General features: G+C 64.2%; 19 protein-coding genes, 1 tRNA gene, 2 pseudogenes and 2 CRISPR repeat arrays (1 of these 24 cut by a window edge). Of the genes and pseudogenes, 13 read left to right on the top strand and 9 right to left on the bottom strand.

The window, feature by feature from the left end; genetic code table 11:
- Nucleotides 1–82 precede the first annotated feature (82 nt).
- From F8A10_RS12620 to F8A10_RS12675, 12 genes are all read left to right on the top strand, one after another.
- On the top strand, nucleotides 83–1,492 hold the full coding sequence (locus tag F8A10_RS12620) for a LapD/MoxY N-terminal periplasmic domain-containing protein (protein WP_152367514.1): 1,410 nt from the start codon (nucleotides 83–85) through the stop codon (nucleotides 1,490–1,492).
- On the top strand, nucleotides 1,489–2,169 hold the full coding sequence (locus tag F8A10_RS12625) for a response regulator transcription factor (RefSeq protein ID WP_010397422.1): 681 nt from the start codon (nucleotides 1,489–1,491) through the stop codon (nucleotides 2,167–2,169). The genes F8A10_RS12620 and F8A10_RS12625 overlap by 4 nt, the downstream gene beginning before the upstream one ends.
- A 3-nt stretch (nucleotides 2,170–2,172) precedes the next feature.
- Nucleotides 2,173–3,459: a helix-turn-helix transcriptional regulator gene (locus tag F8A10_RS12630; protein ID WP_152367515.1), complete on the top strand. Its 1,287-nt coding sequence runs from the start codon at nucleotides 2,173–2,175 to the stop codon at nucleotides 3,457–3,459.
- 58 nt (nucleotides 3,460–3,517) lie between these two features.
- On the top strand, nucleotides 3,518–3,874 hold the full coding sequence (locus F8A10_RS12635; RefSeq protein WP_152367516.1) for a response regulator transcription factor: 357 nt from the start codon (nucleotides 3,518–3,520) through the stop codon (nucleotides 3,872–3,874).
- A gap of 8 nt (nucleotides 3,875–3,882) precedes the next feature.
- Nucleotides 3,883–4,125, top strand: coding sequence for a hypothetical protein (locus tag F8A10_RS12640; RefSeq protein WP_010397428.1), 243 nt, complete (start codon nucleotides 3,883–3,885; stop codon nucleotides 4,123–4,125).
- Entirely contained in the window at nucleotides 4,115–6,772 is a 2,658-nt protein-coding gene (locus F8A10_RS12645; protein ID WP_152367517.1) for an ATP-binding protein, read from the top strand. Before F8A10_RS12640 ends, F8A10_RS12645 begins: the two co-directional genes overlap by 11 nt.
- Nucleotides 6,773–7,044: 272 nt before the next feature.
- On the top strand, nucleotides 7,045–8,007 hold the full coding sequence (locus tag F8A10_RS12650; protein WP_227493497.1) for a FliM/FliN family flagellar motor switch protein: 963 nt from the start codon (nucleotides 7,045–7,047) through the stop codon (nucleotides 8,005–8,007).
- A 181-nt stretch (nucleotides 8,008–8,188) separates the two neighbouring features.
- Nucleotides 8,189–8,407, top strand: a complete 219-nt coding sequence (gene infA, locus F8A10_RS12655) for a translation initiation factor IF-1 (RefSeq protein WP_010397442.1) — start codon at nucleotides 8,189–8,191, stop codon at nucleotides 8,405–8,407.
- Nucleotides 8,408–8,504: 97 nt separating this feature from the next.
- Nucleotides 8,505–9,092: a Maf family protein gene (locus F8A10_RS12660; protein ID WP_085501903.1), complete on the top strand. Its 588-nt coding sequence runs from the start codon at nucleotides 8,505–8,507 to the stop codon at nucleotides 9,090–9,092.
- Nucleotides 9,089–10,150 carry a ribonuclease E/G gene (locus F8A10_RS12665; RefSeq protein WP_152367519.1) on the top strand — a complete coding sequence of 354 codons (1,062 nt, stop codon included), beginning with the start codon at nucleotides 9,089–9,091 and terminating at the stop codon, nucleotides 10,148–10,150. The genes F8A10_RS12660 and F8A10_RS12665 overlap by 4 nt, the downstream gene beginning before the upstream one ends.
- Nucleotides 10,147–10,296, top strand: coding sequence for a DNA gyrase inhibitor YacG (locus F8A10_RS12670; RefSeq protein WP_010397450.1), 150 nt, complete (start codon nucleotides 10,147–10,149; stop codon nucleotides 10,294–10,296). The genes F8A10_RS12665 and F8A10_RS12670 overlap by 4 nt, the downstream gene beginning before the upstream one ends.
- 77 nt (nucleotides 10,297–10,373) lie before the next feature.
- Nucleotides 10,374–10,449 (top strand) — tRNA-Phe (locus tag F8A10_RS12675).
- A gap of 290 nt (nucleotides 10,450–10,739) precedes the next feature.
- Here F8A10_RS12675 and istB read toward each other — a convergent pair.
- The 6 genes and pseudogenes from istB to F8A10_RS12705 all read right to left on the bottom strand — a co-directional run bounded on the left by istB (nucleotide 10,740) and on the right by F8A10_RS12705 (nucleotide 15,412).
- Nucleotides 10,740–11,471: an IS21-like element helper ATPase IstB gene (istB, locus tag F8A10_RS12680; RefSeq protein ID WP_152367520.1), complete on the bottom strand. Its 732-nt coding sequence runs from the start codon at nucleotides 11,469–11,471 to the stop codon at nucleotides 10,740–10,742.
- Nucleotides 11,365–13,113, bottom strand: a pseudogene (gene istA / locus F8A10_RS12685) (IS21 family transposase). Before istA ends, istB begins: the two are co-directional and overlap by 107 nt.
- Before the next feature lie 78 nt (nucleotides 13,114–13,191).
- Entirely contained in the window at nucleotides 13,192–13,509 is a 318-nt protein-coding gene (locus F8A10_RS12690) for a hypothetical protein (RefSeq protein ID WP_227493498.1), read from the bottom strand.
- A gap of 387 nt (nucleotides 13,510–13,896) precedes the next feature.
- On the bottom strand, nucleotides 13,897–14,970 hold the full coding sequence (locus F8A10_RS12695; RefSeq protein WP_152367521.1) for a tyrosine-type recombinase/integrase: 1,074 nt from the start codon (nucleotides 14,968–14,970) through the stop codon (nucleotides 13,897–13,899).
- A 3-nt stretch (nucleotides 14,971–14,973) separates the two neighbouring features.
- On the bottom strand, nucleotides 14,974–15,168 hold the full coding sequence (locus tag F8A10_RS12700) for a hypothetical protein (RefSeq protein ID WP_152367522.1): 195 nt from the start codon (nucleotides 15,166–15,168) through the stop codon (nucleotides 14,974–14,976).
- 1 nt (nucleotide 15,169) lies between these two features.
- A complete protein-coding gene (locus tag F8A10_RS12705; RefSeq protein WP_028712135.1) occupies nucleotides 15,170–15,412 on the bottom strand; it encodes a hypothetical protein in 243 nt (80 codons plus the stop codon).
- 118 nt (nucleotides 15,413–15,530) lie between these two features.
- On the opposite strand from F8A10_RS12705, the gene F8A10_RS12710 reads away from it, so the two are divergent.
- Nucleotides 15,531–16,139, top strand: a complete 609-nt coding sequence (locus tag F8A10_RS12710) for a helix-turn-helix domain-containing protein (RefSeq protein WP_058096044.1) — start codon at nucleotides 15,531–15,533, stop codon at nucleotides 16,137–16,139.
- A gap of 177 nt (nucleotides 16,140–16,316) precedes the next feature.
- Nucleotides 16,317–16,649: a CRISPR direct-repeat array (repeat unit 29 nt; unit sequence GGGTCTATCCCCGCAGGTGCGGGGGAGCC).
- 26 nt (nucleotides 16,650–16,675) lie between these two features.
- Here the strand turns inward: F8A10_RS12710 and tnpC are convergent.
- The 3 genes and pseudogenes from tnpC to tnpA all read right to left on the bottom strand — a co-directional run bounded on the left by tnpC (nucleotide 16,676) and on the right by tnpA (nucleotide 18,996).
- Nucleotides 16,676–18,197, bottom strand: a pseudogene (gene tnpC, locus F8A10_RS12715) (IS66 family transposase).
- A 59-nt stretch (nucleotides 18,198–18,256) separates the two neighbouring features.
- Nucleotides 18,257–18,604, bottom strand: coding sequence for an IS66 family insertion sequence element accessory protein TnpB (gene tnpB / locus F8A10_RS12720; protein WP_028714527.1), 348 nt, complete (start codon nucleotides 18,602–18,604; stop codon nucleotides 18,257–18,259).
- Nucleotides 18,601–18,996 (bottom strand): IS66-like element accessory protein TnpA, encoded by a 396-nt coding sequence (gene tnpA / locus F8A10_RS12725; RefSeq protein WP_028714526.1) that lies wholly within the window; start codon nucleotides 18,994–18,996, stop codon nucleotides 18,601–18,603. The genes tnpB and tnpA overlap by 4 nt, the downstream gene beginning before the upstream one ends.
- Nucleotides 18,997–19,078: 82 nt before the next feature.
- Nucleotides 19,079–19,855: direct repeats of the CRISPR family, unit length 29 nt; unit sequence GGGTCTATCCCCGCAGGTGCGGGGGAGCC (it continues 1,082 nt past the right edge of the window).

Genomic DNA, 19,855 nt, shown 5'->3' on the forward strand with positions numbered 1-19,855 from the left:
CGCCACGCAAACCGGCTTGCCGCGCCCTGATCCGCGCCCTAGTCTGACACAGGGGGGTCACCGGCAGGCGGCGGGGAGATGCATGGAGGCAACCAGCCACATCGCGGCTGCGGCAAAGGACAGGACATCAGCCCGGCGCACATCCTCGCATGGCGTGTCGCTGCGGCTGCTGGCGCTTGGCGGCTCGGTTCTGGCATGGGTCGCAATTTTTGCTATCGTGGCATCGGTGCTGATCCTGAACGCCCGCCGTGCGGTCGAGGATGAGGCGGGCCCGGCCTTTCGTCTTGCCAACGCCTTTGCCACGCTGCATCTGCCTACCGCATTCGAGCGTCGGGACGTGATGGCCGATGCCGCGCGTATCGCGGCCGAGATTGAGGCGCAGCGGCATCTTTCGGCGGAATTGCGTGATGCAGCCGGACGCGCCGTGGCGCTGGCGCTACCGCCGCGCCTGCCGCCTGCAGAGGTTCCCGAATGGTTTGCTGCGCTGATCCGGCCCGAACCGCTGCGCGAACTCATCCCCATTGCCCAATATCCCAATGTGCTTGGCGTGATCGAGATACGTACCGATCCTCAGGATGAGATCGCCGAGGCATGGCAGAATTTCCGCCTGATCCTGCCGCTTTTGGCTGCAATGGCACTGGCGGCCATCGCAATCACCATGTCGATCACCGGGCTGGTGCTGCGTCGGCTGGGCCTTCTTGGCGCGGCGCTGGACCGGATGCGTGCAGGCGAGCCGGGACAGCGCGCACCGCAGACCGGACTTAGGGAACTGGCCACACTCAGCGACGGGGTCAATGCGCTGGCCGAGCATCTGGCGGCCGAACAGGCCAAAAATCGCCGCCTGCAAGGCCGGATGCTGACACTGGCCGAGACCGAGCGCGCCCGCATCGCCAGCGACTTGCACGACAGCATCGGCCCGCAGCTTTTCGCCCTGCAAGCGGCCGTCGGTCAGGCTGGCCGCGCCACCGAAGCCGCAACCGACCCCACGCTTTCCGAAACGCTGGCCGCCGTCTCGCGCCACGCAGCGGCGATCCGCCAAAGCGCCCGCGCCGCAATCGACGATCTGCGCATGGCCCCGGCCAAAGGCGCGAGTCTGGCCGAAATGGTGCAAGAGCAGCTGATCGAATTTGCCGATGCAGCGCCACAGGTCGATATCACCTTCGACTGCCCGTCCGATCTGGCCGAACCGGGCGAGGCCGGGCGGATCGCACTTTACCGCTTTATCCGCGAAAGCGTGCTGAACGCGTTACGTCACGCCTCACCCTCAACGATCCGCGTCCGGTTGACCGGGGCCGAGCGGGGCATCTTTGCCAGCGTCAGCGATGACGGCAGCGGCCCCGCCGCGCCGGGCCGCACCGGGCTTGGCCAGACCGGAATGCGCGACCGCGCCAGCGCGCTTGGCGGTCGCTACGTGCCGCCCCGACGGGACAGAGATTGGACGCTGACCGAATTTCACCTGCCCTGCCCGCCCGACCAAGGACCTGCCCGATGACTGCGACTGCCCCGATCTCTCCGCCTGCCCCACCGCTGCGCGTGCTGGTCGTCGATGATCACCCGGTGGTCGCCGAGGGCTGGGAATGGATCACACGCGGACGTCTGGAATGCGAGGTGATCGGTGCGGCGACCCCTTCGCAGGGCTGGCGGGCATGGCGACAGCAGGACCCGGATGTGATCGTCGTCGATCTGACCATGGGGGAGGCAAAACTTGCGGGTGTGCGCCTGATCGAGCGGCTGCGCACGGCGGGCGCGACGCAGCCGATCCTCGTCTTTACCATGCACCGCAGCCCGATCATCGCACGGCGCGCGCTTCAGGCCGGATGCAATGGCATCATCATGAAGGATTCGCCCTCGGATGAGATCTGCGAGGCTCTGCGCGAGGTGGCACGTGGCGGTGATTACGTGCCCGCGGACCTTGCCCGCCGCATCGCGCTGATGGATCGGCCCGGCGCAACCCCCGCCCGCCCGCGCCTGACCCCGCGTGAGACGGACATCCTGCGTGCCATCGCCGAGGGGCTTAGCTACCGTGAGATCGCCGAACGCGCCAATATCAGCTACAAGACGGTGTCGAATGTCAGCCAGACGCTCAAGGACAAGCTCGGGGCGCAAAGTTTTGCCGATCTCGTCGTCAAGGCGATCCGCTATCTGGAGGAAACCCGCGACGGGATCTGAGGCATGACACGTTCCTCTCCGCGTCCCCCGGTCGCGCGTCCCCTCATCGGAACCCGCATCCGCGAGCGCCGGCTGTCTCTGGGTCGGCGCCAGACCGAGGTGGCGCAGCGGGCCGAGATTTCGGCCGCCTACCTGAATCTCATCGAGCATAATCGCCGCCCTGTCGGGGCCGGGCTGCTGTCGCGGCTGGCCGAAGCCCTGGATATCGACGCGACCGAACTGGCCTCGGACCACGAAGAGGCACTGGTCGGCGCGCTGCGCGAGGCTGCTGCCCGCGCGGCTGATCAACGGGGGATCACGGTCGAGCTGGACCAGATCTCGGAATTCGCGGCGCGCTTCCCGGGCTGGGCTTCGGCGCTGGCCGGGGCAACACGCCGCGCCGATGCGCTGGAGCGGCGGCTTGTCGCGCTGTCGGACCGCATGACCCGCGACCCCTATCTTTTGGAAACACTGCATGAAGTGCAATCGGCGGTGACCGCGCTGCGCTCGACCGCCTCGATCCTTGCCGAAACCCCCGAGATCGAGCCTGAGTGGCGCGACCGCTTCCATGCCAACCTTGACAGTGACAGCCAACGCCTGTCGCGGACTGCGCAGGCGCTTGTCGCCTATCTCGACAGTTTCGAGGATGAGGTAGTACCGATGTCCCCGCAAGAAGAGGTCGAGGCATGGATCGCCGCAGGCCAGCCATCTATTGCTGAGGCGGCCGAGCTTGCCTCGGATGCGGCGCGGGTAATGGCTCAGGATCTGCTGGCCGCGCAGGAACGTGACCGGGCCGCCCTGCCCGATTCCGCCCTTTCAGCCGTGGTGGCCGAGGCCGGGGACACAGCCGATGACCCGGCCCATATCGCCGCGCGGCTAGGCCGGCCGCTGGAACTGGTGCTGCGCCGCCTTGGCACGCTGCGTCCCGGCCCCTGGGCGCAGGCGGGGCTAATCGTCTGTGACGGCTCGGGCGCGGCACTGTTTCGCCACTCGGCACCGGGGTTCGAGCTGCCACGCCCCGGCGAAGGCTGCGCGCTATGGCCGCTGTTCGAGGCACTGGCCCAGCCGCAGCTGCCCGTCGCGCGGCTGATCGAGACGACTGCTGGCAACCGTTTCGCCGCCTGGGCGGTGGCCGAGCGTCTTTTGCCCATGGGTATCGGCGCACCGGCGCTCAGCCGCGCGCAGATGCTCTTTCGTCCCTCGGCGGGCCGTGACACCCGCCCGGTTCTGGGCGTCGGCCCTGCCTGCCGCATCTGCCCGCGCCCGGGCTGCCCTGCGCGGCACGAGCCGTCGATCCTCGGCCCAGTGTGATTTTGACAACGCCCGCCCGCGTCGCCATGATCGCCGCAAAATTTCAGGAGAGCCGCCCGTGACCGCGACCGTCGATGTGCTGCTGATCGAGGACGAGCCCAGCATTGCCGAAGCGGTCCGCTTCATCCTGTCGCGCGAGGGCTGGCGTTGCGAGCAATGGCCCGAAGGCAATAGCGCGTTGCAACGTATCCGCGCGCTTGCGCCACGTCTGGTCATCCTTGATCTGATGCTGCCGGGCCGCAGCGGGGCCGAGGTGCTTGCCGATCTGCGCGCTGATCACGCCCTGAAGGGATTGCCCGTCCTGCTGCTCAGCGCGCGGGGCTTGGCCAACCTGCCCCAGGGCGCCGACCGCATACTGGTCAAGCCCTTTGCCAATGATGATCTGCGCGCTGCGGTGCGCGAGTTGCTGGGGTGACCTTGCGTATGCGCCGCCTGTTTCTTGGCCGCAGCGCCTATCGCAAGCGCCGGCTTGGCGATGCGACCCGGGTGCTGCCCGTGCTTTTCGCACTGCTGACGCTGCTGCCACCGATGTGGCTGCCGCAATACTTCAGCTTTGCGCGCGGCGCGGTCTGGCTGGCGGCAGGCTGGGCGCTGACCATTGCCGTGACCGCCGGATTGCACCGCGCCATCGCCCGCAGCCGGACGGAGGACGAGGATGACGCCTGAAACGCTTGGCGCAGCCTCGGTCGTCTATATGGCGCTGATGTTCCTGCTGGCCCATGCCGCCGATCGCGCCGCTGCGCGCGGACGCTGGCGCTGGATGGACCGGCCAGTGATCTACACCCTGTCGCTTTCGGTCTATTGCTCGGCTTGGACCTTTTACGGCGCGGTCGGCTATGCCACCCGCTCGGGGCTTGAGTTTCTGACGATATACCTTGGTCCTGGCATCGTCTTTGCCGGGGCATGGTGGGGCCTCAGGCGCCTCGTCCGCATCGCAAGGCTGCATCGCGTGACCTCGATCGCCGATCTGATCTCAAGCCGTTTTGGTAAATCTGCCGGGCTCGCCGCGCTGGTCACGCTGATCGGGGTGCTGGCGGCAACGCCATATATCGCGCTGCAGCTGCAATCAGTGTCGATGGCCCTGTCGGCCTTTGCCTCCAGCGGCCATCCTCTGCCCGGCAATGTCACATTATGGGTGGCGGTCGGGCTTGCCGCCTTTGCCATTCTTTTTGGCACCCGCAACCTTGCCGCAAATGAGCGGCACCATGGCGTCGTCATCGCAATCGCTGTCGAGGCTGTGGTCAAGCTCGCCGCGTTTGTCGCCGTCGGGGCCTATGTGCTTTGGGGCATCGCCGATGGTCCCGCAGATGTGTTGGCACGCATCGACAACATGGCGAACTCACCCGCAGGAGAAGGCTGGCAGATCCGCCCCGACCGCTGGTTCACGCTGATCCTGCTTTCAGGTGCGGCGGTGATGGTCCTGCCGCGCATGTTCCACGTCATCGTGGTCGAGGCGAGCGACGAAGACCGCCTGCGGCAGGCCGGCTGGGCCTTTCCGGCCTATCTTGCTGCAATGTCTTTTCTGGTCCTGCCCATCGCCGTCGTTGGCGCGGACCTGCTGCCCAAAGGCTCGAATCCCGATCTTTATGTTCTCGCCCTGCCGCTTTCGCAGGGGCGCGAGACGCTGGCGGCGCTGGTATTCCTTGGCGGCTTTTCTTCGGCCATGTCGATGGTTGTGGTCAGCGCCATCGCCCTGTCGACGATGATGGCAAACCACTGGCTTGTGCCCCTGTGGCTTTGGCTGCGACAGGCGGCGCTGTCCGAGCCGCCCCAATCGCGTGAGGATCTCGGCGCGTTGATGCTGAACGCGCGCAGGCTGGCCATCGTCTCGGTCATCGGGGCGGGGTGGCTGTATCATCGCATGACTGGTGGCACGACGGCACTGGCCGCTATGGGCACGGTCGCATTCTCGGGTATGGCGCAGGTGCTGCCTGCGATGATTGCCGGGCTGATCTGGCGCGGCGCAACCCGGCGCGGAGCCATCGCCGGGATCGTCGCCGGCACGCTGATCTGGGCTGGCACGGTCTTTCTGCCTTCGCTTGGTCTTTTCGACCATCCCGCCATGCCGGCCGGCATCGACCCCTTTGCAGGGGCGGTGCTGCTTGCGCTGGCGGTGAACCTGTCGCTGCTGATCCTGATATCGCTGCTGGACTTTCCCCAACCGGCTGAGCGGCTGCAATCTCTGTCTTTCGTTCACGCCATCGCACCCGATCCCGCCGCAAGTGACAGCGCGCCCGCCGCACATGCCGAGGCGCTGCTGACCCTCGCCGGGCGGATCTGGGGTAATGAACACGCGCTTGACGTTTTTCGCAAAGCCTCGGAAAAACAGGGAAAATCCGGTTATCTGCCCGATCTGACGCCGCGCTTCCTGACCGAGTTTGAACGCCACCTCGCCGGCACCGTCGGCGCGGCGACCGCAGCGGCTCTGATGACCCGCGTCGGTGGTCGTGGCGGCGTAACCGTCGCCGATCTCATGGAGGTCGCAGGCGAGGCCAGCCGCGCGCGCGAGGATAACCGCCGCCTTGAGCTCACCTCGGCCGAACTTGCCCGCACAGCCGCGATGCTGCGCGAAAGCAACGAAAAGCTGACAGCGCTTTCCGCGCAAAAGGACGCATTTCTGGGCCAGATCAGCCATGAGCTGCGCACGCCCATGACCTCGATCCGCGCCTTTTCCGAAATTCTTATGGAGCCCGAGCTGCCCGCCGAAGACCGCGCCCGCTTTGCTGGAATCATTCAGGACGAGGCGGTGCGCATGACGCGGCTGCTTGACGATCTGCTGGATCTATCGGTGCTGGAATCGGGTCGCGCGCAGCTCAAGCCCGGAGTGATCAACCTTCACGATCTGATCGACCGGGCGTTGGCAGCCGCTGGGGCTGTGGCCGCCGAGCGTGATTTTTCAATCCGTCGCAATCCGATTGCCGAGCATTTGCCGGTGATCACTGACCCCGACCGGCTGCTGCAGGTGCTGATCAACGTCGTCTCGAATGCACGCAAATATTGCGACGCGGCAGAACCTGTGATCCGGATCGAGACCCGCCGCACCCCAAAAGGCTGGACCGAAATCGACATTCACGACAACGGCTCGGGGATTGATCCGGAAAGCCGGGCGCTGATCTTTGAGAAATTTGCGCGGCTGGACGATCCCGCGCGGGCTGGGGGCGCGGGGCTGGGACTGGCAATCTGCAAGGAAATCATGGGTTTCCTTGGAGGTTCGATCAGCTACCTGCCCGGTCAGGGCGGCGCCTGTTTTCGCCTCTCTCTGCCGTCTCGGCCTCCACGACGTCCGGAAAGTCCTGACGATTTGACGGGTTAAACCTTTTCGCAACCAGTCTGTGCCAATCTGCCCCCAAGGCGGCATCGATTCGGTCAGGCATGAACAATACGGCACAGGAACAATCAGGCGATCCGGGGCGGACAGCGGGGCAAACGGGCGGATCCGCCATGGTCTTGCGTCATTGGATCACTCAGCGCGACCGGATGCGATCAGATGCCGGAACCTCTGGGTATCAGGTTGCCGAACTGCAGCTTGAAAGCGCGGTTGCGACCGCATTCGCCCGCGCTGCTGAAAAGCAGGCGCGGCTGGCCGTGCTGGTCGAAAAGGTTGAACTGGCACAAACCACCTCGGCAGAGCTGCAAGAACTGCTACCCGAACGCGCGCTTCTATCGGTGGTCGAGGGGCGGCAGGACATGCTTGGTGTGGTGGCAATCTGCCCGTCGCTGCTGGGCTCGCTTATCGAGATGCAGGCGATCGGCCGGGTGACGGCACGCCCAATATCACCGCGCAGGCCGACCCGCACGGATGCAACGATTGCCGCAGATTTTGCTGAGACGCTGTTAACCGAGCTTTCTCGCCAATGCGGCACCCATCCTGATAGCCCAGATTTCAGCGCATTTCGCTATCTGACCCATATAGACGAACCGCGCCTGCTGGCCCTGATGCTGGAAGAGGGCAGGATGACCCGGCTAAGTCTGCAATTTCACATCGGCCCGGAAAAGCAGCGTCAGGGCAGCCTGCTGCTTGCCCTGCCCGCCCCTGCCGACACGCGCCAGACTCTGCCCGACCACATAGCTCTGCAGCACATAGAACCAATCGCGTCCCCGCCGCTTGCCGAAGCACACGAGGTTGTAAAAACAGCCAGCACATTGGCGGGGATCGTGCAGGAGACTCCGCTACCGCTTGTCAGCGTCCTTTGCCGTCGCAAGATCAGCCTGAACGAGCTGCGTGCACTCACTCCGGGCGCATTGCTGTCCCTGCCGCGGAACTCACTGAATGAGGCAAGGATCGAATCCCCCTACGGACAATTGATCTTGCAAGGAAAACTGGGAGAGAAAGATGGCCTCCACGCCATCCGGCTGCAGGCTGGTGACAAAGATGGGTCCCTCATCGCTACGGATATCCCTGGCCGTTCCGATGACAACAGCTTTACACAGGCGGTGACGGCATCGTTGGGCACTTCTGCGCGGCAGGCAGAGGATGTATCCATGCTGGCTGACGCGGACCTGGAGGATCCGTTCCGTCCAACCACGCCCCTGACCAAGGTCGGTTAATCGCGATGCCGTTCATGCCTTTTCGTCACAATAGGGCCACATTCAGGCAAAATTGGCCGTTCTAATACCATCACACAGTATGGAATCCCCCGGCAAGACCAGATTCCCCTTGAAAAATTACCCCTCAGGACGCATGTAGCATGCGCCCGCCACCGGGCGGGGCACCCCTACAGGAGACAACATGGCCAAGGAAGAAATGCTCGAATTTCCCGGCGTCGTGAAGGAACTCCTGCCTAATGCGACATTCCGGGTCGAGCTAGAAAACGGCCATGAGATTATCGCACATATGGCAGGTAAGATGCGCAAGAACCGCATCCGCGTCCTCGCTGGCGACAAGGTTCAGGTGGAAATGAACACCTATGACCTCACCAAGGGGCGGATCAATTACCGCTTCAAGTAAGGGCACAGACGCTCTCGCACGCGAGTTGATTGCAGCGGGCGCGTCAGAAGATGCGACCGCCCGCGAGGCGCATGATGCCCAGTCGCCTGCTGTAAAAATGCAGCGTCCGGCACCTGCCTTGGTCCTGGGGTCGGCCAGCCCGCGCCGGCTTGAGCTTCTGGCGCGGATCGGCGTTACTCCTGCCCATATCCAACCCGCCGATATCGACGAGACACCTCGTCGTGGTGAGTTACCGCGCGATTACGTCCGCCGCATGGCCCGCGAAAAGGCAGAGGCGCTGATCGGCTCGACCAATGGCGCTGTCTTATGCGCCGACACAGTCGTGGTCGCGGGCCGTCGAATCCTGGGCAAACCCACCGATTTGGCAAAGGCGCGGTGCTATCTGCAGCTTCTCTCGGGTCGCCGGCATCGGGTTCTGACTGCTGTCACCCTTGCCCATGACGGGCGGCTGCGCGAAAGGCTGGTCGAAACGGTTATCCGTTTCCGCCCTCTGACCGCCGGGACGATCGACGAATATCTTGACAGCGGCGAATGGCAGGGCAAGGCGGGCGGCTATGCCATTCAGGGCCGCGCGTCTGCCTTTGCATTATGGATGCGAGGCTCTTACACAAGCGTGGTCGGGCTACCGCTGGCGGAAACGGCCAGCCTGCTCGCTGCAATCGGAATTCAGGGAAAGATGGCATGAAGGGGCGCCTGATCGTTCTGGGACAGGTCTTTGGTCGCGAAGCGGCCGCGCTGATGCTGGACGGCCGGCTTGAGGATCTGCTGATCGACCTTGGCGATGCGATGCCGCTTGCCCCCGGTGCGATCTGCCGCGCCAAGGTTGATCGGCTGGTCAAGGGACAAGGCGGCGTGTTTTTGCGCCTGCCTGACGATGCGCGCGGCTTTCTGCGTGACCGCAGCGGTTTGCGCGAGGGGCAATCATTGCTTGTGCAGGTCAGCGGCAGCGCCGAAGAGGGCAAGGCGATTCCCGTCTCAACCCGGCTGAATTTTCGTGGCCGCCATGTCATCGTGACCCCGGGCGCGCCGGGCGTGAATGTCTCGCGCCGCATCCGTGATGATGAGCTGCGCGAAAACCTTGTCAGTCTGGGCAAAGCCGCTTTAACAGAAATCACCGACCCGCCCGGCATTGTCTTTCGCTCAATTTCGGCAGAGGCGGCCGAAGATGAGATCAGCACTGAACTGGCTGAGATTCTTGAACTTGCAGCTGCTATTCTAGCCGACCGGGAGGGGCAGCCCGAACTGCTGCTCGATGCACCTGCGCCGGCTGAGCTGGCCTGGCTGGATTGGGCAGATCCCGCACCGGACAGTGTCGAGGACGGCCCCGACGCCTTCGAAATTACCGGGGCCGAGGCGATGGTCCAGCAAATGCTGCGTCCGCGCGTGGATCTGGGTGGCGGCGCCTGGGCCGAGATCGAGGCCCTGCGGGCGCTGGTTGCGATCGACGTGAACACTGGCAGTGACCATTCGCCTGCTGCCGGGCTTAAGGCCAATATCGCCCTGGCGCGGGACCTGCCCCGTCAATTGCGTCTGCGCGGCCTGGGTGGCCAGATCGTCGTCGACTTTGCCCCGATGCCCAAGCGGGATCGCGGGACGCTGGACCAGGTCCTGCGCGCGGCCTTCCGTTCGGAAACGACCGAGACGGTGCTGATCGGCTGGACCGCGATGGGACTTTACGAGATCAGCCGCAAGCGTGACCGTATCCCGCTGACGCGGCTGGCCAGAGCGGAGGACAAGGCATGAAATGCCCGATCTGCGGCAAGCCCGCCTCAGAGCGTTATCGCCCTTTTTGTTCGCGCCGCTGCGCCGATGTCGATCTGGCACGCTGGCTGCGGGGCGACTATCGCATCCCGGGCGAGCCGGTTGTTGATCCTGACAAGGAAGAGTGAAAAATTTCGCTTTTTGGCACTGGACACCGGCGCGGCACTGCCCTAACAACGCGCCTGTCCAAAGCAGAAAGCTGCGGGCCCGGATAGCTCAGTTGGTAGAGCAGCGGATTGAAAATCCGCGTGTCGGTGGTTCGAATCCGCCTCCGGGCACCATTTTTTTCTTTTAATTCAGTGCGCTAGCGCACATAAGGATATGATCCCATCTGCCAGTTTGACGGTTTTCGGGAGTTGCTTGACAACTTTTGTTCGCCGTTCGATCTCGGAATCAAGGACATAGGCGGCAATCTTGCTGCGTTCGGAGAGGTCTGCATTGTCAATCGGCGTTGCATGGTGGCCCCTTATCGGCGTCCCAAAGGGACCCCTCTGGCGATGTGGTGAGCAGGCCCGTGGCGGCGTAGCTTTCCAGCTGGCGCAGCCGACGCGGGCCTGCGTTTCGGGGGTGTTCAGGCTCGTGTTTTGATGCGCCAGCTGTCGTTTCCGGTTTCGACGATGTCGCAATGGTGAGTGAGACGGTCGAGCAGCGCGGTGGTCATCTTCGCGTCTCCGAAGACGGTCGGCCACTCGCCGAATGCGAGGTTGGTGGTGACGATGACGGAAGTCTGCTCGTAGAGCTTGCTGACCAGATGGAACAGCAACTGGCCGCCGGATTGGGCGAATGGCAGGTAGCCGAGTTCATCGAGGATGACGAAGTCGAGTCGCATGAGATGTTCGGCCAGGCGGCCCGCCCGCCCTGCACGGACCTCGGCCTCCAGCCTGTTCACGAGATCCACAATATTGAAGAAGCGTCCCCGGGCGCCGTTGCGGATGACGGCTCGCGCGATCGCTACGGAGATATGGGTCTTGCCGGTCCCGGTGCCGCCGACCAGCACGACATTGCGCTGCTGGCCGAGGAATTCGCCGCTGGCCAGATCACGCACCAGCGTCTCGTTGATCGGGGTGTCATCGAAGGTGAACTCCTCGATCTCCCGGGCATAGGGCAGCTTGGCGGTGGTGATCTGGTATTTGACCGACCGCGCCTTCTTCTCGTTGATCTCGGCGGCCAGCAGTTCGCCCACGATCTGACGGGGTTCATGCTGGCGACGCACAGCCACCGCCATGAGTTCGTCGTAGGCGGCGGCGCGCATGCCATAGAGCTTCAACTCGCCCATCGCTGCCATGATCTCTGCACGATCCATCAGCCGGCCCTCCGCGAGCCGGGTCATAGCGGGCGCAGTCGGCCTTCGGTTCATGGGTCAGGCGCAGGGCCGGAGAGGTGAGCAGCAAGGGTGGCGGCTCCGGGTCGCGCCTGCGGGACAGGATGTTGAGGATCGAAGCCATCGGGCGCCATCGGTTCGAGCCCGATGGCTGAGGATCGGCGGAGTGGACGCCCTGCGAGAGCGCTTCGGCACAGGCCTTCTGCACGGCGGGAACCCCCTCTGTCAGCACGGCGCCAAGGATCTTCACCGTCTGGCGGTCGCCATCCGACGACCCCTGCAACTTGCGGCGGATCTGCTCGAGGGCGCCGGGCAGAACCCAGTCCTTGAACGGTGCGCCATTGCGCAGCGCCCCGGGTTTGCGAAGCAGGACAGGCACATAGTGCCAGGGATTGTAGATTGCCCGGCCCCGCCCGAAGTGACGGGGATGGTCCCCGACCAGCCGTTCGCAATGCCCCTCGAACCAATGGCGGGGCATGGCTCATCCATGCCGGATCTCGATCCGCTCCGCATAGGCCCGGATCTCGACCGGCCGCCCGACAGCCGTTGCCGCGACCGAGTATTTGTTGTTGTCGAACCGCACGAGGTAGGTCTTCGATACCGCCGAGAAGCCGTCGAAGCGCCCGGCATAAGGGACGAGGTGCGCGCGCTCTTCCTGGAAGACCTGCCAGACGGTCTTGTCCGTCAGTTCGGGATGCTTGCTGCTCCTGGCCGAGGCGATGCACTTGTCCAGCAGCCAGGCATTCAGTTCCTCGTAGCTCTTGACCCTGACCCGGGGTGAGAAGAACCGCTGGCGGACCGTGCCGACCTGGCTCTCCACCTGACCCTTCTCCCAGCCCGATGCCGGGGTGCAGGCGACGGGCTCAACCAGATAGTGGCTGGCCATCTGCAGGAACCGACGATTGCAGAGGCGCTCCTTGCCGGTGGAGATGGTCTCCACCGCCGTCTTCATATTGTCGTAGATCCCGCGGGTGCAGGTGCCCTTGAAGAAGGCGAAAGCCCGATCATGGGCATCGAACATCGAAGCCATCGCGGCGCCATCGGTTCGAGCCCGATGGCTGAGGCTCCTGCGTCTCGCGCGGATAGGCCCGCACGAAGAACATCCGGCTGTGGCACAGGCGAACATGCGCCACCTTGATCGTGGTGGTCGCCCCATCGATCAGGACAACCTCGTGGCTCCAGTCGAACTGATAGGCTTCGCCGGGGGCAAAACTCAGCGGCACGAAGGCGGACGAGGCACCGGAGCTTTGAGTGCGCGCCCCGAGACCGAGGCATAGCGGCGGACCGCATCATACCCGCCTTCATACCCGAGACCGCGCAGTTCCTCGTAGATCTGGATCAGTGTCAGGCGTTCCCGGCGCCCACGAGCCGCGTTGATCGCCAACAGCCGGCTCAGTTCCTCAAGCCAGGCGCCCAGTTTCGGGCGTGGCTGAACCGTCCGGGCGTAGGTGAACTCCGCTACCCCGGTGCGGATCACCTTGCGCACCGTTCGGCGTGGCCTCGGACCGATGGCGGCTCACGCCTCACTCTTCGACAGCTTCAGGTCGCGGCAGATCGTCTTGATCCCCTTGCCCTCGGTAAAATGCAGCCGCCTGATTTTTGCGATTGTCTCCACGATCAGCATCCCGCGCTCGGCCTCCGATAATCCTCGGAAGCACAATGGACCCAAACCCCGGTCGGTGGGGTCCATTTGGGACGCCGATCACACCAGAAGCGGGGGCCTTATTCCACGACGCTCAACAGTGTGTGGACGGGGTACCGGGTCCGCAGCGGACCCCGTCTCATCATCGGGTTCGGCAATGCCCTCCAGGGTGCGGACGGCGGCAAGGGAAATGCGATAGACGACGGTAAAACCGTTCTTGCAGGCACGGCGGCCGGTCTCGATCAGGATGCCTTCGTTCAGGAACTCGTTGATCGTGCGCTTGACGGTGGTTTCGCCAAGCTCGGTATGCCGCTGGATCCTTCCCGTGGAACACCATATGCCCGACCCGTCATCGCTGACCTTGTCGGCCAGAAACATGATGATCTGCTTTCGCACCGGACTGCCGAAGCGCCTCCCGGCACACAGATTCGCAACCTTCCAGCTTATGCCGCACCTCCCCATGGGGTTACGCGGCGAAAAGCTGTGACATATTCTTTTGTCAGAAGCCCTTTGACAGTGCCGTCGGATGGAGTGCCAGCTCCTCCGGCGGTTTTCTTTTGCGCAGAGGTCAGGCCGCAAAACTGCGGAACACCTGCGTTATAACCCATTGATTTGCATGGTGCCGCATTGCACGAATACGGGACACCACTTCGTTGATTTCGTTCAGTTTTCAGAAGAAGTGGTGGGCGACCCTGGAATCCCATTCCCTCATTTCCCTCAGTGATTGTTGCCATATGTGTCCCGCAAATCCATGCTGCGGGACACTCACCAGTCTAGCGCGGCCAGCACCTTAACGCCATCCGCCGCAAGAATTTGTCGCTCAGCACCCTTGGTGTAGATTTCGCTGGTCTTGGCCTGGGTATGAGCCATGACAGCCATGACCTGATACTGCGAGCACCCGTTTTGGGCCATCAGTTCGCCTACCGCCTTGCGGATGCCGTGGGACGAGCGATCTGGTATCCCTGCCGCGCTGCACCAACGCTGGACACGCACGCGCAACGCCTCGACGCTGGCGAAGGGTTTACCCTTTTCGTTCAGAAGGTATGCCGGGCCGTTGGCTGCACGAGTTGCCGCGATCAGGGGCGGCATCATGGGGATGGAAACGAAGGCCGATCCGCGCTTTCTGGGTTGCCAGCCCAGCCAGAGTTGCCCGTCGCGCATCACTTCCTGCGCGCGCCCCAACCAGATCGCATCCCCGATCCTGCACGCCGTAAAGGCATGCAGCGTCAGCCACAGATGCGCTGCTGTTCCCTTCGGATGATGTTCGCGGAATTTCTTCAGTTCGGCAACGGACCAAGGGACGGCGCCACCAGCAGGATTGACGTTGATGGCCTTTATCGCCGCCGCCGGATTGTGCCCGATGTACTCGCGCTCCTGCGCCCACGTATAGACCGCCCGAACAGTCTTTATGAGATTGTTCGCAGCACCCGGATGCGTAGCCCAGGCATCCCGGATTTCGATGAAAGCGGCAGCGGGGGCATCCATGTCGAAATCGCCATAGCGCACACTGCCCTCGCCCGAATAGTCGCAGAGGCGGCGCAGGACACTGCGCCGCTGCTTCAGCGTTGCGGGCGACATCTGCTCGGCTTCGACCATCCGCGCAACAAAGGACAGGTATTCGGCGCAGAGCCAGTCAATCGAGCCCTTGACCGCCTTCGGCTCAGATGGAAGCCATCTCTCGCCTGCTCGCGCAGCGTGATAGTAGTTGGCGAAATCCTTGTCCTCCGGTCCGACCGGAAGGTGAATACGAACATGCTTCCGGCCCTCGACGCGGACGCGATAGCGAGGAGTGCCGTTGCGATGGCTCTCGATCAACAATCCGGGGAAGTCCACTCTCACGGTCTACCTCGTTGCCCAGGATTTCGGGGCGATCTGGCGGGGCGCGGGGCGTGCATGCTGTCCAGCCTCGGCCCCGGCTAACGTCACAGAAATCGTACCGTCTTTCGCCACAGTATAGCCAGCGACGTTCAGCCCGATATCTTTAGCCGCCTCAAGCGCCCGGCGGATCGCAGCCTGAGTAGTAGTTGGTGCCGGCATGTCATCCCCCCTTCGAACCGCTGTTGTGCTGAAGCTCAGCAAAGCGCGATGTGCGGTCGGCTTCCCGCAGCAGGATCTCATCCATCTGATCGGGGGTGATGAAGATTGCGCGCCCGATGGAAAAATACTGTCCGTGCTCCCGCGCCTTGGACCTTAGCGTCCGTGGCGACAGCTCGACACCGCGCGGGCGAAGCTTTGCCGACCACTCCTCGGGTGTGCGGCCCAGATCGAAAATTTTCGACATGGCAGGTCTCCTTTCCTGTAGGCTGGAGACCACGCAAGGTTCGCTTTGGTCAAGACTTTGGAAAATGGTCCTTATTTTAGTGCAGGAACTTGCACCTTTTGCAGGGAGATGTCGCGAGATGGACGGGAAACTGCCTGAAGCAGCCGTGGATTTCAGCTTTGATGATGACGATCTCGACTGGGACGATTGGATAACCGCCGATTTTGATTCGCCAGACGTGCAGAGTGAGCGCGCACCTGTCGCGCCGGTCGGCGCTATCCTCAGGCAAGTAAGGCAACAGATCGGGCCTAAAGGTATCTCTCAAGAAAAGATGGCGAAGCGGCTGGGCATCCCGAAGCGCACTTACATTTCCTACGAAACGCAGGAAACGGCCAAGGTGCCCGCCGAAGTGCTGAGACGAATCGCGGCAACAACCGACGTTGATGCCGAGTTCATCCTGACCGGGCGCACACGTTACATCGACCATGGGCCGATCCTTGACGACGCATTTCGGCTAGCGGAGTACCTTGCGAAGCATATCCACGCCGGTGAGGAACGGCTCTCCTACAACGACATCCAAGAAGTTGTCATCAGGGTGCTGGCTGAACGTGAAGAAAGACGTCAGCTTACGGGAAATCCATCTGCCCAGTACACGGGAGGAGATATTGCCGATGCGGTCTGGGAGCACACGGAATACAGCCTGCGTTATCGGCGTGCTCTCGCTGAAGTACCCTATGATGGTCGGTAGATCGGTCAACTAGGGGGCTGCCACTCGAGCCCAGCAACGGGCGCCATCGCATCCGACCTTAGCTGACAGTCGACCCGCGCCAATGCTGCGGGGCAGCGCTCCCGACAGCGGTCGTTCGTCCGTGGGACGGCAAATCTGGCTGCTGAGAGGTGGTCCTAGGGACAATGCACGGGTAACAGGTCTATCCCCGCAGGTGCGGGGAGCCGCCTCGAGGTCGGGGACGCCGGCTCAAGGCAAGGGTCTATCCCCGCAGGTGCGGGGGAGCCGTGCTGGGATCGAAGAAGGGCGGGGCGATCCGGGGTCTATCCCCGCAGGTGCGGGGGAGCCTGGGCCTCTGGCCCTTCTGACGCCCGGGGGAGGGGTCTATCCCCGCAGGTGCGGGGGAGCCATCCGGGCTTGCAGGATCGCCTGCGCTTGCTGGGGTCTATCCCCGCAGGTGCGGGGGAGCCATGGACACTCGACACACCGACCGCCAGACTGCGGGTCTATCCCCGCAGGTGCGGGGGAGCCTCTGACGTAACCGTCCGGCCTGACCGCTACCCGTTCCATCGCCAGGGCAGCAGGTCGTCGACCTTGGTGATCCTGTAGTCTGGGATGCGGGCGATGGTGTCGGCGAGCCAGGCGTGGGGATCGATTGCGTTGAGCTTGGCGGTTTCGATCAGCGTGTAGGCGATGGCAGCTGTCTTGCCGCCCGCTTCTGATCCGAAGAAGAGGTAGTTCTTCCGCCCGAGGGCTATGGCGCGCATTGCGCGTTCGGCGGCGTTGTTGTCGAGCTCGAGGATGCCGTGATCAAGGTAGGGGCGCAGGCGCTCCATGCGAGTTAGCGCATAGCGGATGGCGGCCGCGAGTGGGGATTTACCCGAGATCGTGGTGAGCTGCATGGCCAGCCAGACCTCGAGATCGTCGAAGACCGGGGCGGCATGGGCGCGGCGGAGTTGCGCGCGAGGGTCAGGCGGCGAGCCTCGGGCCTCCTTCTCGACGGCGTAGAGCTGGGCGATCCGGGCGATGGCCTCTTCGGCGATGGGGGACGCCTGCGACCGGTGGATGTCGACGAACTTGCGCCGGACATGAGCCATGCAGGCAACTTCGCGGATGGCTCCGGAGCGATAGAGGTCCTCGAACCCGGCATAGCCATCGGCATGCATCCAGCCGCGGAACCGGGCGAGGTGATCCTTGGGGTGCTGGCCCTTCCGGTCGCCGGAGAACCGATACCATGCCGCTGGTGGAGCATCCCCGCCCCAGGGGCGCTCGTCACGGGCATAGGTCCAGAGCCGCGCGGTCTGGGTCTTGCCGGTGCCCGGCGCCAGCATCTGAACGGGCGTGTCATCCACGAAGATCGCTTCGGCCGACAGGACATGGCGCCCGATGGCCTCGGACAGCGGTTCCAGCAGGGCGGTGGTCTTGCCGACCCAGTCCGCCAGAGTAGAGCGGTCGAGGTCGATACCTTCGCGCTCGAAGATCTGGCTCTGGCGATAGAGGGGAAGATGGTCGGCATATTTACTGGCCAGGACATGGGCCAGCAGGCCAGGCCCGGGACGGCCGCGCTCGATGGGGCGCGTCGGCAGCGGGGCCTGGACGAACCGTTCGCAGCAGGCGCAGGTCAGCCGGGGCCGCACGATCCGGTTCACGATGAAGCGTCCCGGCACATACTCCAGCTCTTCGGTCACATCCTCGCCGATCCGGCGCAGCCGCCCGCCGCAATCGGCGCAGCCGCCCGCCGCAATCGGCGCAGGCCTCGGCGCCCGGGGTCAGTTCCACTTCCATCCGCGGGATGTGATCCGGGATCGGCCGGCGCTTGGGGCGGTCCTTCTCCTCGATGTCCGGCAGCTTCATCCGCGCCGTCATCGCGGCAGCGGCGATCTCGCTGGTCTCGAGCGCCAGTTGCAGCTGCTCGGCCGTCTCCGACGAGGCTCCGAACCGCTGCGCCCGGTGCCCGGCCAACTGGTGGCGCAGCTTCTCGATCAGGATCGCCTGCGCCTTCACCTCGGCCAGAAGCCGCGCGGTGAAGCTGCGAAGCTCCTCGGGGTCGTCCGGCAAGGTCAGGGTGTGATCGAGCATGGGAGAAGTCTATCTCACGGGATTCCTTGTGGGAATCCTGCGATTGCATGCCCCTTGGATTAGCCTGCCGCCAAGGGCCTCCAGGTCCGCTCCGGCGCGCGCCAGTCGATCCCTTCCAGGAGCATCGACAGCTGCGCCGGCGTCAGCGCCACCTTGCCTTCCTTCGCCGAGGGCCAGACGAACCGCCCCTTCTCCAGCCGCTTCATGAACATGCAAGCCCCTTGCCCGTCCCACCAGATGACCTTCACCAGATCGCCACGACGGCCCCGGAACACGAACAGATGCCCGGCAAACGGGTCCTGCTTCAGCACGGCCTCGGCCTGCGCCGCGAGCGCTGCAAAGCCCTTGCGCATGTCCGTCACCCCGGCCGCCAGCCAGACCCTCGTAGTGGCCGGAACCGGGATCACGCCGTGAGACCCCGGATCAGCCGCGCCAGCGCCTCGGGATCATAGCTCCCGCTGATCCGCATCCGGTGACCGCCGGCCAGCTCGATCTCGATGCGGTTCTCGGCGACAGGCGCTGCCGCAGGTGCTTGCTCTTCCGCGACTATCTCTACCGGCAAAAAGCGCGCCTCCTCCGACGAGGCCGGAACCGACGCCGGGTCGGGCGCAAAGCGGGGATCGCGCAACCACTTGAAGATCAGGTTCGCATTGACCGCGTAGCGTCGCGCCACCTGCGCTACCGAAACGCCCGGCGCAGCCGTCTGGAAACAGATCGACCGCTTCTCCTCATCCGTCCAGAGCCGCTTCGTCCGACGCGCCACGCCATCACCATAGTGTCCACTATCGATGGTGGACACTATCCCGCACCCTCAGCACGCGGCAGGGCGGTCAGGCCGGACGGTTACCCTCTGACGAACACCGAACGTCTCGACGTGATTCGGGTCTATCCCCGCAGGTGCGGGGGAGCCGGATGAGGCCGTCGCCGACAGCGACCGGGTCTGGGTCTATCCCCGCAGGTGCGGGGGAGCCACGGTATCGAACGCGACGACTGCGGCCTCAAAGGGTCTATCCCCGCAGGTGCGGGGGAGCCGCGCATGATGCCCTCACGGACGCCGCCGAGGCGGGTCTATCCCCGCAGGTGCGGGGGAGCCGTGTTGTAAAACTGATCGGGCTTGACCAGCGGGGGTCTATCCCCGCAGGTGCGGGGGAGCCATGACCTGATCCCGGCGCACGGCATCCCCTGCGGGTCTATCCCCGCAGGTGCGGGGGAGCCGCCATCACCGCAGTTGATCCCGGAACCTTGTCGGGTCTATCCCCGCAGGTGCGGGGGAGCCACGTCCATGATGTCCTTGACGGCATCGGGAAGGGGTCTATCCCCGCAGGTGCGGGGGAGCCATCAGCGCGTGATAGGATCGCAGGTCAACAGCGGGTCTATCCCCGCAGGTGCGGGGGAGCCATCAGCGCGTGATAGGATCGCAGGTCAACAGCGGGTCTATCCCCGCAGGTGCGGGGGAGCCGTGTTGTAAAACTGATCGGGCTTGACCAGCGGGGGTCTATCCCCGCAGGTGCGGGGGAGCCATGACCTGATCCCGGCGCACGGCATCCCCTGCGGGTCTATCCCCGCAGGTGCGGGGGAGCCGCCATCACCGCAGTTGATCCCGGAACCTTGTCGGGTCTATCCCCGCAGGTGCGGGGGAGCCACGTCCATGATGTCCT

Origin of the sequence: Paracoccus kondratievae (assembly GCF_009301415.1) — a bacterium.
GTDB classification, from domain to species: Bacteria; Pseudomonadota; Alphaproteobacteria; order Rhodobacterales; family Rhodobacteraceae; genus Paracoccus; species Paracoccus kondratievae.

What these genes read in the sequence shown, in the direction of transcription:
- F8A10_RS12620 (WP_152367514.1), top strand. Translation starts at nt 83, where the DNA reads ATGGAGGCAACCAGCCACATCGCGGCTGCGGCAAAGGACAGGACATCA.
- F8A10_RS12625 (WP_010397422.1), top strand. Translation starts at nt 1,489, where the DNA reads ATGACTGCGACTGCCCCGATCTCTCCGCCTGCCCCACCGCTGCGCGTG.
- F8A10_RS12630 (WP_152367515.1), top strand. Translation starts at nt 2,173, where the DNA reads ATGACACGTTCCTCTCCGCGTCCCCCGGTCGCGCGTCCCCTCATCGGA.
- F8A10_RS12640 (WP_010397428.1), top strand. Translation starts at nt 3,883, where the DNA reads ATGCGCCGCCTGTTTCTTGGCCGCAGCGCCTATCGCAAGCGCCGGCTT.
- F8A10_RS12645 (WP_152367517.1), top strand. Translation starts at nt 4,115, where the DNA reads ATGACGCCTGAAACGCTTGGCGCAGCCTCGGTCGTCTATATGGCGCTG.
- infA (WP_010397442.1), top strand. Translation starts at nt 8,189, where the DNA reads ATGGCCAAGGAAGAAATGCTCGAATTTCCCGGCGTCGTGAAGGAACTC.
- F8A10_RS12660 (WP_085501903.1), top strand. Translation starts at nt 8,505, where the DNA reads ATGCAGCGTCCGGCACCTGCCTTGGTCCTGGGGTCGGCCAGCCCGCGC.
- F8A10_RS12665 (WP_152367519.1), top strand. Translation starts at nt 9,089, where the DNA reads ATGAAGGGGCGCCTGATCGTTCTGGGACAGGTCTTTGGTCGCGAAGCG.
- F8A10_RS12670 (WP_010397450.1), top strand. Translation starts at nt 10,147, where the DNA reads ATGAAATGCCCGATCTGCGGCAAGCCCGCCTCAGAGCGTTATCGCCCT.
- istB (WP_152367520.1), bottom strand. Translation starts at nt 11,471, where the DNA reads ATGGATCGTGCAGAGATCATGGCAGCGATGGGCGAGTTGAAGCTCTAT.
- F8A10_RS12690 (WP_227493498.1), bottom strand. Translation starts at nt 13,509, where the DNA reads ATGTTTCTGGCCGACAAGGTCAGCGATGACGGGTCGGGCATATGGTGT.
- F8A10_RS12700 (WP_152367522.1), bottom strand. Translation starts at nt 15,168, where the DNA reads ATGCCGGCACCAACTACTACTCAGGCTGCGATCCGCCGGGCGCTTGAG.
- F8A10_RS12705 (WP_028712135.1), bottom strand. Translation starts at nt 15,412, where the DNA reads ATGTCGAAAATTTTCGATCTGGGCCGCACACCCGAGGAGTGGTCGGCA.
- F8A10_RS12710 (WP_058096044.1), top strand. Translation starts at nt 15,531, where the DNA reads ATGGACGGGAAACTGCCTGAAGCAGCCGTGGATTTCAGCTTTGATGAT.